At 71.8% G+C, this 12,899-nt stretch carries 9 protein-coding genes; 5 read left to right on the forward strand and 4 right to left on the reverse strand.

Annotated elements, in window-relative coordinates:
- Positions 1–145 precede the first annotated feature (145 nt).
- The gene (locus tag ABZ374_RS42780; RefSeq protein ID WP_360322959.1) at positions 146–1,237 is read left to right on the forward strand and encodes a lanthionine synthetase LanC family protein; all 1,092 of its coding nucleotides are present in this window, start codon (positions 146–148) and stop codon (positions 1,235–1,237) included.
- A 7-nt stretch (positions 1,238–1,244) separates the two neighbouring features.
- Here the strand turns inward: ABZ374_RS42780 and ABZ374_RS42785 are convergent, their stop codons facing one another.
- From ABZ374_RS42785 to ABZ374_RS42795, 3 genes are all read right to left on the reverse strand, one after another.
- A complete protein-coding gene (locus ABZ374_RS42785; RefSeq protein ID WP_360322961.1) occupies positions 1,245–1,556 on the reverse strand; it encodes an NIPSNAP family protein in 312 nt (103 codons plus the stop codon).
- Positions 1,557–1,647: 91 nt separating this feature from the next.
- Positions 1,648–3,291: a GMC oxidoreductase gene (locus ABZ374_RS42790; RefSeq protein ID WP_360322963.1), complete on the reverse strand. Its 1,644-nt coding sequence runs from the start codon at positions 3,289–3,291 to the stop codon at positions 1,648–1,650.
- Between the two features lie 210 nt (positions 3,292–3,501).
- Positions 3,502–4,026: a GNAT family N-acetyltransferase gene (locus ABZ374_RS42795; protein WP_360322965.1), complete on the reverse strand. Its 525-nt coding sequence runs from the start codon at positions 4,024–4,026 to the stop codon at positions 3,502–3,504.
- A gap of 431 nt (positions 4,027–4,457) precedes the next feature.
- Here ABZ374_RS42795 and ABZ374_RS42800 point away from each other — a divergent pair, with 431 nt between their 5' ends.
- The 3 genes from ABZ374_RS42800 to ABZ374_RS42810 all read left to right on the forward strand — a co-directional run bounded on the left by ABZ374_RS42800 (position 4,458) and on the right by ABZ374_RS42810 (position 9,767).
- Positions 4,458–5,528, forward strand: a complete 1,071-nt coding sequence (locus ABZ374_RS42800; protein ID WP_360322967.1) for a helix-turn-helix transcriptional regulator — start codon at positions 4,458–4,460, stop codon at positions 5,526–5,528.
- A gap of 4 nt (positions 5,529–5,532) precedes the next feature.
- Entirely contained in the window at positions 5,533–7,365 is a 1,833-nt protein-coding gene (locus ABZ374_RS42805) for a hypothetical protein (RefSeq protein ID WP_360322969.1), read from the forward strand.
- Between the two features lie 410 nt (positions 7,366–7,775).
- On the forward strand, positions 7,776–9,767 hold the full coding sequence (locus ABZ374_RS42810; RefSeq protein ID WP_360322971.1) for a translation factor GTPase family protein: 1,992 nt from the start codon (positions 7,776–7,778) through the stop codon (positions 9,765–9,767).
- Between the two features lie 67 nt (positions 9,768–9,834).
- Here the strand turns inward: ABZ374_RS42810 and ABZ374_RS42815 are convergent, their stop codons facing one another.
- Positions 9,835–10,851, reverse strand: a complete 1,017-nt coding sequence (locus tag ABZ374_RS42815; RefSeq protein ID WP_360322973.1) for a LacI family DNA-binding transcriptional regulator — start codon at positions 10,849–10,851, stop codon at positions 9,835–9,837.
- A 226-nt stretch (positions 10,852–11,077) separates the two neighbouring features.
- On the opposite strand from ABZ374_RS42815, the gene ABZ374_RS42820 reads away from it, so the two are divergent.
- The gene (locus tag ABZ374_RS42820) at positions 11,078–12,853 is read left to right on the forward strand and encodes a glycoside hydrolase family 13 protein (RefSeq protein WP_360322975.1); all 1,776 of its coding nucleotides are present in this window, start codon (positions 11,078–11,080) and stop codon (positions 12,851–12,853) included.
- Positions 12,854–12,899: the final 46 nt, after the last annotated feature.

The raw sequence follows: 12,899 nt of genomic DNA on the forward strand, positions 1-12,899 counted from the left end.
TGTTGTCGTCCGCCTTCGCCGAGGTACCGGTCATCGCGTCGATCATCGGACCCCAGCGCCTGCAGAACTTCCTCGGCGCGCCGGCGAAGGTGTGCGCACGGAACGTCCGGCGGTCCTTCGGCACGAGCGGACGGCGGTGGGGATCGTGTCGAGCGAGTCCCAGGGGTGGGCGCCGGTGGTGTCGGGGCCGATCGTGGTGGCCGCGCTGGAGCGGGTCGCGCTGCTGGCCGGCCGGTCGCGGGCCACGCCGCGACGCGTGCGGCACGATCTGGGCGGCGGGGGTGCCGGGTTGGCGGTGGTGTGCGAGCAGCTGGATCGTTGCCGGCCCGGCGCGGGCTGGCGGGCGATGGCCGAGAGCTGGTTGGCGGCGGCCGAGGCGGGCGCCGATCGGCCGCAGGTCACCGCTCCGGGTCTGTTCGGCGGCATGGGCGGCCCGGTGTTCGCCGCGTGGGTGCTCGAACCCGAGCGGCCGGCGCGGGCGACGGCGATCGCACCCCGGGTCGACGATCCGCGCGCCGGTCCCGAACTCGACCTGATCTCCGGCCTCACCGGGACCTGTACGAACTTGCTGGGTCGCGCCGCCGACCCGGCCGCCGGGGCGGCGCTGTGCGCGGGACTCGCGGTGTTGTGCCGGTCCGCGGAGCCGGGGGTGTGGACCCGGTCGGGCCTGGCGCACGGCGTCGCCGGTCCACTGGCCCTGCTGTCGCTGGCCTTTGCCGCGGATCTGCGGGTGAACGGGCAACGCGCCGCGATCGAGCGCCTGATCGCGCTGCTCGGCGAGTACCGGCAGGACGACGCGTGGGGGCCGAACTGGCGGGCCGGGGCAGACTCCCGGGCCGCACACGGCTCCTGGTGCGCGGGTGCGCCCGGCATCGCGCGGGCACTGTGGTTGGCCGGCGATGCCCTGGACGACGAGGCGACGCGCGCCCTGGCGGTCGACGCGCTGGCGGCGGTCCTGGCCCGGCCGGACCGGCAGCGGCTGGTCGACCGGGCGCCGGGGTTGTGTCACGGCCTCGCCGGGCTGCTCCAGGTCACCGTGCGCTTCGCGCACGACACGGGCGATCCGAGGTGGGGTGCCGCCGCCACGCGGTTGACCGAGGAACTGCTCGTGCGGCACCCGACACCGGGCGACGCGGGCCCGGGTCTGCTGGACGGCGCGGCCGGGGTGATCCTCGCGCTGCTCGCGGCCACCACCGCGACCCCGCCCCGGTGGGATCGGGCGTTGCTTCTCGCCTAGGGCGTGTTCAGGAGCCGTCGTCGAGGGGGCGCAGGAAGCGGCGTTCGTAGCGCTTGATGCAGCCGGTGTCGCGGGCCAGTCGGATGGCCGCTCGGCAGTCGGCATCGGTGGCGCTGTCGATGCGGTATTGCTCGTACGTGGCGAAGCTGGGGAAGGAGAAGAGCGCGTACGCGATGTCGCTGTCGCCCTCGCTGGGCAGGAAGTAGCCGTGGTGCGTGCCGCCGAACCGGTTGACCAGGCCGACCCAGCGGCGACCGTATTCCTCGAAGTCGGCCAGCTTGTCGGCGTCGATCTCGTACTTCAGATGAATGGTGATCACGCCCACATGATGCAGGAGAGGGTCCGCCGGTGCGAGCACGGCCGGTGGGTCGCCGACCCGGGGTGGGGCCGGCGACCCGATCCGGGCGGTGTCACAGGTCGGTGGCGATGATCTTCTCGATGTTGCGTTCGGCCAGAGCGGTGATGGTGACGAACGGGTTGACGCTGGTGTTGCCCGGGATCAGCGCGCCGTCGATCACGTACAGGCCGGAATAGCCGTACAGGCGGCCGTAGTTGTCGGTGGCCTTGGTCAATACGGCGCCGCCGAGCGGGTGGTAGGTGAGGTGGTCGCCCCAGATCTTGTACGCGCCGAAGAGGTCGGTCCGGTAGATCGTCCCCTCCTTCGCGTTGATCTTGTCGAAGATGGTCTTGGCCATGTCGATCGACGGCTGCTTCCAGGCGGCCTGCCAGTTCAGTTCGACCTTGCCGGTCGCGGCGTTCCAGGAGAACCGGGCGCGGTTGGGGTTCTTGGTGATCGACAGGTAGAACGAGGCGTACGTCTCGATGCCGGTGGGCAGCGGGGCGACCTCGGCGAACGCGCCGCCGGCGTTCCAGTTGTCGATGCCGCCGGTGGGGATGGACGCCTGGAGTGCACCGGTGGCATCCCACATGTGGTTGGCGCGCCCGCACATCACGTTGCCGTTGTCGCCCCAGCCCTGCCCGATCTCGGCGTTGAGGTTGGGCAGTGCGCCGGTGGCCTTGAGCTTGACCAGCAGTTTGCTGGTGCCGACGCTGCCGGCGGCGAAGAAGACCTTGTCGGCGGTGACGGTTTTGGTGAGTGTGGTGGCGCCGGTGGTGTCGATCTGGTCGATCGTCACGGTGTAGCCGCCGCCGGCCGCGGGGGTGACCGAAGTGACCTTGTGCAGCGCGGAGATGGTGACCCGGCCGGTCTCCTTGATGCGGGCGAGGTAGGTCTTCTGCAGCGACCTCTTGCCGTAGTTGTTGCCGTAGAGGATCTCGCCGGCCAGGGCGGACTTGGGGACGGCGCCGGCCGCCTCCTGCTTCATGTAGTCCCAGTCGTACACGGTGGGCACGAAGACGAACGGGAAGCCGGCGCGCTGGGCGTGTTTGCGACCGACCCGGGCGTACTGGTAACACGCGGTGTTCTCGAACCAGGCCGGATCGATGGTGGCCGCGCCGAGGCCGGCGTTGGCGCGCGGATAGTAGGTGTTGTACATCTCGTCGGCGTTCACCGAGGGGAGGATGGCGCCGAAGTTCTCCCGTTTGGGAGTGACCGCCATGCCGCCGTTGACCAGTGAGCCGCCGCCGACCCCTCGGCCCTGGTAGACCGTGATGCCGGCGAATTCCTCGGCGTCCAGGATGCCGGTGTACTTGGGGATGTCCCGGTCGATCGGGAAACCGAGGAAGTTGCTCAGCGGCTGCTTGGTCTTGGTGCGCAGCCAGAAGGAACGGGCGTCGGGGGAGGTGGTGTTGGCGAAGATCTTGCCGTCCGGGCCGGGGGTGTCCCAGGACATGCCCATCTCGATCATGTGTACGTCGACGCCGGCCTGGGCCAGCCGAAGCGCCGCGACGGAGCCGCCGTACCCGGTGCCGATCACCAGGGCCGGTACGTGCGCCCCGGCGGGGATCGAGGCGGCCGCGGCACCCGCCGTCGACGGGGCCGCGGCGGCGCGACCGGCTACGGCCGCGACGCCCAGGATGGAACCTGTTCCAGCGATGAATGTGCGGCGCGAGAAACCGTTGGAATCGTTGCTGCGCATGGGGGAAGCGCTCATGTGACGTTCCTCACTCTGGGACGGAGTGAGAACAAGTTCTAGGCGTGAATGCGCAACAAGTCACGGCATACTCGCGAGTAACTTGCTATTGGAGATGGGTAGTTGCGCCCGCGTCGCGGAGCGTGGATGTGCGGTCACCGAAGCGACCTCGAAACATCCGCCTCGTTGCCGGTCGGCCGCGGGCGCGGGCGCGTCGACGATCCCCTGTGGCTACCGGGAGTTCGGTCGCCACTCCAGCAACTGGCCGGGCCAGGGCGGCTGTCCGGGGCGCTCCACGAGGAACGTGGTGACGGGAGTGAAGCCCAGTGCTTGGTACTGCCGGACCAGAGCGCCGTCGCCGCCCGCGTAGCAGTCGACCCGGACCAACTCGGCCTTCCGCTCGGCCGCTTCGCGGCGTACGTCCTCGATCAGGGCGGCGCCCACCCCCGCGCCGGCGAAACGGCGATCGGTGACCAGGAGGTTGACGAACCACTCGGGTTCGTCGACTGCGGGGATGTAGGGAGAGGGTGTGTCCGAGGCGACGCAGACGCCGGCGGGCTCGCCGCCGATCTCGGCCAGCCGGATGTGTCCGCCGTGCAGGGTCGTCTCCACGCGTTGCACCGCCTCGGGACGGGTGGACCACGGCTCGGTGCCCCATTGGCCCTCGCGGCCGTGGGCGACCAGCCAGGTCACCGCGCGATCGAGCATGCCCAGCACGATCGGGAGCGCGGTGGTGTCCACGGTGCGGATGTGCACGTGACGTGATGTGTCGATGTCGTGATTCCCGGTGATGCCGGACCTCCAGCCCCTCGGCCCGGTCGCCGGATGCGGCCGACCGGGCGCGACCGTACGCCGCGCGGATGCCCGGCGCCCCAGGATCGTCGCAGCAGCGGGCCGGTTCCGGCGAGGGGCCCGACGGGCCTTCCCCGACGGCGAGGCGGCGCGGCTACGGGGTGGAGCGGCCCTGCGGATCCCGGTCCGGGGCGGGGATCCACAGGGCGGTCCGACGCCCCGGGGGAAGCTGCCGGTCGATCACGGCGCCACGGAACGCGTCCCGGTCATCCTCGCGATGTCGACGGGTTCGGGGAAATCCCAGATTTCTGGGAGGTTTTCGGGAAGCGGTCGATAGCGAAGCAACGATGATCGCGCTACGGACCGGCTTGCTCTCTGCGTGTTACGTTCGCGCCATGGCATTACGCGGCGCGAGCGCACAGCGAGCGATCGAAGGACTGCGCGAACTGGCCGGGGCGGGCCTGGAGGCGGCGGAGATCTTCCGGCGGTGCGACGAACTGTTGCGCGAGGTGCTGGAGTTCGACGCGGTCTGCTGGCACACCGCCGATCCGGCGACCGGTCTGGTCACCTCGGTACAAAGCGACGACCTCAGCCTGGAGGGCTTCCACGACGCGGTGCGGTTCGAGGTGTGGCACGACGACGTGGCCACCTTCACCAAGATCCGGCGCAGCGGGTTCCGGGCGGAGACCATCGGTCGCGCGACCCGCGGCCGGCCCGAGCGCAGTCTGCGATTTCGGGAACAGATCTCACCGGCCGGCTTCGGGGACGAGATGCGGACCGTGTTCGACACCCAGGGCGGCATGTGGGGGTGCGCGGCGTTCATGCGGGCGCCCGACCGCGGCCTGTACCTGGGCCGACAACGCGACCTGGCGGACGTCGCGGCCCGGCACATCGGCAACGCGCTGCGCACCTGCCACAGCGGGAGTCCATGGTCGCCGGCCGCCGATCAGGCCCCCGCGACGATCGTGCTCGGCCCCGGGAACAGCCTGGTCGCGGCCGACGAGCGGGGGCAGGGCCTGCTCGCCGATCTCGCCGACGACGCGCTGCCCGTGCTCGCGGTGCCGACCGCGTTCGCGATGGTCTCCGAACACGCCAGGCTGGCCGCGTCGGGGGTGCCGACCTCGCAGGCCAAGGCGCGGGTGCGGACCCGGGACGGGCGCTGGTTCGTGCTGCACGCCGCGCTGCTGGAGGGCCTCGCCGACGGCCACGTCGCGGTGGTCGCCTCGCCGGCGTCCCCGGCCGAGACGATGCCGCTGTATCTGGCCGCGTACGGGCTGACCGGCCGGGAGCAGGAGGTGGCGCTGCGGGCGATCCGCGGCAACGACACCAAGGAGATCGCGCGGGCCCTGGCCATGACGCCGTACACCGTCCAGGATCATCTCAAGGCGATCTTCACCAAGGTCGGGGTGAGCAGCCGACGCGCGTTGATCGCGCGGATCGTGCTCGGTGATCAGTCCATGGGGTGAGCGGATGGGGAACGGGGACGGCGCCGACCCGGTCGCCGAGGAATCGTTGTTCGGGTATGCCGACGACGGGCTCGCGGCCCGGGTGCGGAACCGACTCGGGCGGGTCGAGGTGCCCCCGGCCCGGCTCCCGGCCGTCGACTGGGACACGGTCGTGCGCGAGCACCGCCGGAATCCGCTCGCCGACGCCGTGCGCGCGGAGTTGGTCGTGCGGGCGGACTGCCCCCGTGCGGCCCTGCTCGCGCTGGTCGTGGTCCCCCTTGCCGAGACCACCTGCCTGGCGCTCGGTGCGGCCTTGGCGCACCGAGTGGTGACGCTCCGTCAGGTGGCCCTGGAGGGCACCCCCGGATGGGCGGCGGTGCGCACCGTGGCGTGCTGGACGTCCTGGGCCGGCGGCCGGCGCAACGGGCCCGTGGAGCGGGTGCTGGACGAGGCGGCGGGCCTGCTGCCCGGCGACGAACCGATCGCCTGGCAGTGGTTGATCGACCGGGCACCGGGCCATCCGTACACCTTCGGTCGACTGTGTACGGACGCCACGAACGCCTCCTGGGCCGGCGTTCCGCAGCGCGGGGTGTGGTCCACCGGGAGCGGGAGCGGGAGTCGGCCCGCGGCCGGCCCGACGGTGCTGACCCCGCTGGGTCTGCTGAGTCGGGTCCCCGCGCCGGTGGCCGCCCGCGTGATCGCGATGCTCCCGGTCGGCCTGATCCACGAATTCCTGGCCGCGCGCGAGAGGTTGGGCCCGAGTGTCATCGGCCCGCTGCTGCGCACGGGCGTGATTCGGGCCGAGGACCTGCCCGACCGGTTGGATACGTGCCCGGCGCGGGCTCCGGAGTTCCTGGCGCTGCATCACTCGGGTGTCAACGCCGCGTTGCTGGAGGCCGGCGCCGACCGGCGAACCCGCGACGCGATCTTCCGGGCCACCCGGCGGGACGCTCCGCGACGGGTGCCGCTGCCCGCCGGGAGCCGGGAGCGGCCGGCGCCGATCGTGCGCGACGGGTGTGCCGAGGCGGTGTTCGGACACCACCCGGAGCTGATCCGTCGCGCCCTCGGGCTCCATCACACGGAACTGGGCGTCGCCGGGGTGCTGCGCGCGCTGCTCGGCATCTGTGAGGCGCGCGGGCCGTCGGCGCTGGCGGATCCGCATCTGCTGTACCGGCTCGGTGCGGACGGCGAGATCGCGCGGTTCGCGCGCTCGATCGCGATCGACCCGCGGGGGCCGGAGCGGTTGCGGGCCGAAGTGGCGCGCCACGAGCGGCCGGACGAACTGGTCGCCGCGATGCGCCAGGCGCCGACGCTCGCCGTGCGTCACCCGGCGCCGCAGTTGTGGCCCGCGGCGGTCGCGGCGCACGACCGGGAGCCGTTGCCGGCCGCGACCCTGGCACACCTGGCCATGCACCCGGACTGCCCCGAGGAACTGAGCCTGCCCGCCTGTCGATCCGATCCGTACCTCGCCTTGCGCCTGGCCGGCCGCTCGCCGCGACACGCCTTCCTCGCGCTCGACCACCCGATGCCCCACGCCTGGAAAACGCCGACCCTGCTGCCGTGGTTCGTCGACGTGTTGGCGGACCGGCGGCTCGACATCCGGGACATGGTCGAACGTTTCCACCCCGCGGGCCGCCTGCTCGAAACGGTCGACGTCCTGGCCGTGCTCCTCCCCGACGAAGCGCGCGCGGCGCGCGAGGTCGTCGCCGAGCACATCGGCCGCACGCTGGGTGCCGACCCGGAGGCCTGGGCGGTGGCGGCGCGCATGTTGCCCGATTTCGTCGGCACCCTGCCGCAACTTCTGGCCACCGCCGCCGCTGCGGCTTCGGGCCGCTCGGGGAGTCTGTTTTCCGAGTAACAGTGCAGGTCGGAGCATACGTGCAACGCGAGCTGCAACGGGATCTGTGACGCGAGCTGCAACGGGACATGGGACGCGTGGAGGAGCGGAGGGCGGTACCGAGCACGCAGCGGCGGTGACAGCGGGGCCGGGAGCGCGGCACGCAGCGGCGGGTGGCGCGGGAGTGGTTTCGCGACCGGTGCGCGTGTTGTGCGCGGCGCGCGGGCGCGCGGGGCCGGGTGTGGTGACGGCCGGTGGGACGCCGCGCCGGGCCCCGAGCGGGAATCCGGGGGCGGCCGGGGGCGGTGTTAGGGTCGGAGCGCATTGCATGGGACGAATCGACGTGGAAAGGCAGCGAATCATGCGCCGAAAGACCAGCGGTCTCAACGGAGTTCGTCCCATCAACGCCGCCGCGGGAGCCACTGGCCGTCATGAACCACTTGAATATCGGGATCGTCGCGCATGTTGACGCCGGCAAGACCAGCCTGACCGAGCGTCTGCTGTTCGACGCGGGTGTGATCACCCGGATCGGCAGCGTCGACGCCGGCAGTACCCAGACCGATTCACTGGAACTCGAACGCAGGCGCGGGATCACCATCCAGTCCGCCGTGGTGGCGTTTCGGATCGGGGACCTTCGGGTCAACGTGATCGACACGCCGGGCCACTCCGACTTCGTCGCCGAGGTCGAGCGGGCGCTGCGGGTGCTCGACGGCGCGGTGCTCGTGGTGTCCGCGGTCGAGGGTGTGCAAGCCCGAACGCGCGTACTGATCCGCTCACTTGCCCGGTTGCGCATTCCCGTTCTGGTGTTCGTCAACAAGATCGATCGCCGCGGTGCGCGGTATGCCGAGGTACTCGACGCGATCGCCGCCGAACTGGGCCCGAACTGCGTCGCGATGGGCTCGGTCGACGACCTCGGCACTCCGGGCGCCCGCTGGTTGCCGTTCACCGGCAGCGACGAGGGCTTCACCGCCCGGCTCGCGGAGACCTTCGCCGACCACGGCGACGCGTTCGTGGATTCCTATCTCGACGACCGGGTCATCCTCACCGAGGCCGACTACCGGCGCGAGTTGGCGCGCCATGTCGAACACGCTTGGGCGTACCCGGTGTTCTTCGGCTCGGCGATCACCGGGGAGGGCGTCGAGCATCTGGTCCGGGGCATTGCCGAACTGCTGCCCCGGGTCGGCCCGGAGGCGGCCGAGCAGCCGTTGCGGGGTGTGGTGCTCAAGATCGAGCGCGGTCGCGCGGGGGAGAAGATCGCGTACGTCCGGACCCGAAGCGGCACCCTTCGCCCACGTGCGGAGGTCACCCTGCACCGTCGCGACCACGGCGGCGCGGTGATCGAACTGACCGGACGAACCTCCGCGGTCCAGGTGTTCGACGAGGGCACCCGGCTGCGCGACGCGGACGCGATCGCGGGAACGATCGCCAAGGTTCGTGGTCTGGCCGAGGTGCGGGTGGGCGACCAACTGGGATCCGCCGACGGGCTGCCCACCCGGGGTCTGTTCGCCCCGCCCACCCTGGAGTCGCGGGTGATGCCGGAGAGCCCCCGGCAACGGCCCGCGCTGTACGCCGCGTTGCAACGCATCGCCGAGCAGGATCCGATGATCGACGTGCGCGCGGACGAGGAGACCGGGGCGATCTCGGTGCGCCTGTACGGCGAGGTGCAGAAGGAGGTGATCGGCGCGACGTTGGCCGACACGTTCGGCCTTCGGGTCGCCTTCGCGCTGTCGCGTCCGCTGTACTTCGAGAAGCCGGTCGGGGTGGGCGAGGCGGTGCGCGAGATCGCCGGTGACGGGGTGAACTTCTTCTGGGCGACCGTGGGTCTGCGGATCGAGCCGGCGGCGCCCGGGGCCGGGATCGTCTTTCGGCTGGGTGTCCGGCTCGGCGGGTTGCCGCTCGCCTTCCACCGGGCGATCGAGGAGAGCGTGCACGGCACGCTGCGGCAGGGTGTGCACGGCTGGGAGGTGTTGGATTGCGCGGTGACGCTGACCCGGACCGGCTACGCGAGCCCGCTCAGTGCGGCGGGCGACTTCCGCAACGTGACGCCGTTGGTGCTCGGCGACGCGCTCAAGCAGGCCGGGACCAGGGTGTTCGAGCCGATCCACCGGTTCGAACTGGAGGCGCCCGCGGCGAGTGTGGGGGCGGTGGTCGCGCTGCTGACGGGTGCGCGGGCCGTCCCCGAGGAGCAGGTGCCCCGGGGCGACCGGTGCCTGCTGCGGGGCACGATCCCGGCGGCCGAGGTGCACGGGGTCACCCGACGGCTTCCGGAGTCGACCAGCGGCGAGGGGGTGCTGGTCAGCGAGTTCGACGGGCACCGCCCCTTCACCGGACACCCGCTCCCGACCCGGCCGCACACCGGCGCCAACCCCTACGACAACGCCCACTACCTGCTGCACACCCTGGGCCGGGTCCGGGGCACGTGAGAGACGGCACCGCCCCGACCGGTGATCCCGGTCGGGGCGGGGTGCCGGTGGGTGTCGCCGCCTCGGGTCAGGGCCGGTCCGGCTCGGCGGGGCCGGTGGAGGAGCGGGCGATCAGGCGCGGCGCGAACCGGTGGTCGACGTGCGGGGTGTGGTAGCCCTGGAGTTGTTGCCACATGGCGGTGGCGATGGCGGTGGACATCTGTTCGATCGGCTGTTGCACCGTGGTCAGCGGTGGATCGCTGTGTGCGGCCAGGTAGGAGTCGTCGTAGCCGACCACCGAGATGTCCTGCGGCACCCGGCGGCCGGCCTCGCGCACGGCCGAGATCACGCCCAGCGCCATCAGGTCGCTGCCGGTGACGATCGCGGTCGCGCCGGCGTCCAGGAGTCGGCGCGCCGCGGCCTGGCCGCCGGTGATCGAGTAGGTGGATTCGACGTACAGCGCGTCGTCGCAACCGCCGAAGGCGGCCTTCATCGCCGCACGGTAGCCGGCGAGTCGATGCCGGGACGGGCGATAGAACTCCTCGCCGCCCGCCAGCGCGATCCGGGTGTGTCCGAGGCTGTGCAGGTGGGCCACCGCCATCGCGGCGCCGGCCGCCTCGTCGGTGGTGACGGTGGATACCGGCAGGCCCGGTACACCGCCGTTGACCAGGACCATCGCCACGTGTTTGCGGTGCAGGTGCCAGTAGAAGCCGTGGTCGGCCTCGGGGTTGGCGTGCCGCCCGGAGACCAGGACGAGCCCCTCGATGCCACGCCGTAACAGCGTTTCGATGTAGTCCAACTCGGTGGGCCCGTGCTTGGTCGAGCTGCCGATCAGGGCGGTGACGCCGTACTGGCTCAGCCGCGCCTCGATCGCGCCGGCGAGCAGCGCGAAGGCGGGGTTCTCCAATTCCGGGACGACGATGCCCACGAACGGTTGGCCGGCCGGGGCGGGGGCGACCATGCCCTGCTCGCGGATGGCGTCCAGGACCCGGGTGCGGGTGTGTTCGGCGACCCCGGGTTTGTCGTTGAGCACCCGGCTCACGGTCGCCGCGCTCACCCCGATCCGGTCGGCGATCCTACGGACCGAAGGTCGCTCCGGTGTCACGCGACAGTCACCTCCCCCTCTGTGTCGGGGCCTCTCCCCGAAGCCTCTGGCGGCGCGCTCAGGGTATCGAAACGCGTTTCGCCGCTGCAACAAAATCTTTGAAACATGTTGCAGAGTGTTGCAGTCGTTCGCGGATTGCTTTTACGCTCCTCGGCATTCGACCTGATGAACGGCATGTTTCGGAGTCGCAAACACCATGCACCCACCGGAAACACCATGTAACACAGTGGCACATCACGACGGTTCGCCGGGCTACGTGAGCAACCCGTCGCCGCAGCCCGGCGACCAGGTGGAGCTCTTCGTCCGCACCCGCACCGCGGCCGGCGCCGGGCGCGTACACGTGCGGACCAAGCTGGACGGGGAACCGGTGTTCACCGAGGCGACGGTGGACCGGGTGGTCGGTGACGAGACCTGGTGGCGGGTCGGCGTCGAGGTCGGCAGCACCGAGTTCGGCTACCGCTTCCTGCTGGGCACTCCCGAGGGCAACCGCTGGCTCACCGCCGCCGGCGTCGCCACCCGCGACGTGCCCGACACCGGCGACTTCACGCTTACCACCCACCCCGCGCCGCCCGCCTGGGCGGCCGACGCGGTGGTCTACCAGATCTTCCCCGACCGCTTCGCCCGCTCCGCCCGGCAAAGCGACGCGGCCATGCCGGACTGGGCCCGGCCCGCGGCATGGCAGGACCCGGTGGGCTGGGGCAGCGAGGGCGCCCTGCAACAGATGTACGGCGGCGACCTGTGGGGAGTCCTGGACCGGCTCGACCACATCCGGGCACTGGGCGCGAACGTCCTCTACCTCACGCCGTTCTTCCCGGCCCGCTCCAACCACCGCTACGACGCGACCACCTTCGACCGGGTCGACCCGTTGCTCGGCGGCGACCAGGCGCTGCGCGCGCTGACCGCCGAGGCGCACCGGCGCGGGATGCGGGTGATCGGCGACCTGACGCTCAATCACTCCGGGGACGGACACGAGTGGTTCCGCCGCGGTCAGACCGAACCGGACTCGGTCGAGGCGGACTTCTACTACTTCGACGCCGACGACCGCAGCCGCTACGCGTCGTTCTGCGGGGTCGACACGCTGCCCAAGTTCGACCACGCCTCGGCCGAACTGCGGACCCGGCTGTACGAGGGGCCCGACTCGGTGGTCGCCCGCTACCCCCGCGACTTCGGCCTGGACGGCTGGCGGATCGACGTCGCGCAGTCCGCCGGCCGGTACGGCACCCAGGACCGCAACGCCGAGGTGGCCCGGGCGACCCGAGCCACCCTGGCCGCCGCCGCGCCGGACGCGTTGCTGCTCGCCGAGCACCAGCACGACGCGTCCGCCGCACTGCGCGGCGACGGCTGGCAGGGCACGATGGCCTACTCCGGCTTCACCCGCCCGGTCTGGGGCTGGCTCGCCGACGCGCCGCTCACCGAGTTCTGGGGCGTGCCCGGTCCGATCCCCGGCTACGGCGGCGCCGAACTGGCAGCCGTCATGCGGGACTTCGCCGCGCTGCTGCCGTGGCGCTCGTACACCCACAACCTGACCCTGCTCGACTCGCACGACACCCAGCGGTTCCGGTCGATGGCCGGCCGCGACCGCCAACACCTGGGCGCCGCCCTGATGTTCACGTTGCCCGGGCTGCCGATGGTGTTCGCCGGCGACGAGGTCGGGGTGGAGGGCGTGCACCTGGAGGACGGCCGGCGGCCCTTCCCCTGGGACCGCGACCGCTGGGACCGGGACACGTATCGCACCTATCGCGACCTGATCGCCCTGCGCAACGCGCATCCCGCGCTGCGCACGGGCGGGCTGCGCTGGTTGCACTGTGCCGCCGACACCGTGTTGTACGAGCGGTGGTTGCCGGAGGAGACGCTGCTGATCCAGGTCAATCGCGCGGGACACACCCCGATCGCTGCGCCGGTGACGGCACGCAGCCTCACCGGCGGCCCCGACCTGCGCGCGGGCGAACCGCTGCCCGGCGACGGGCCCGCGTTCCACGTCTGGCGGGCGGAGCAGCCGTGACCCGAGCAACCCCCGCCGGCACCCCGGCATCTGGCACCGAGACAGG

It is taken from the genome of Embleya sp. NPDC005971 (assembly GCF_040629175.1).
Classification (GTDB): domain Bacteria; phylum Actinomycetota; class Actinomycetes; order Streptomycetales; family Streptomycetaceae; genus Embleya.

What these genes read in the sequence shown, in the direction of transcription:
- ABZ374_RS42790 (WP_360322963.1), bottom strand. Translation starts at nt 3,291, where the DNA reads ATGAGCGCTTCCCCCATGCGCAGCAACGATTCCAACGGTTTCTCGCGC.
- ABZ374_RS42800 (WP_360322967.1), top strand. Translation starts at nt 4,458, where the DNA reads ATGGCATTACGCGGCGCGAGCGCACAGCGAGCGATCGAAGGACTGCGC.
- ABZ374_RS42805 (WP_360322969.1), top strand. Translation starts at nt 5,533, where the DNA reads ATGGGGAACGGGGACGGCGCCGACCCGGTCGCCGAGGAATCGTTGTTC.
- ABZ374_RS42810 (WP_360322971.1), top strand. Translation starts at nt 7,776, where the DNA reads ATGAACCACTTGAATATCGGGATCGTCGCGCATGTTGACGCCGGCAAG.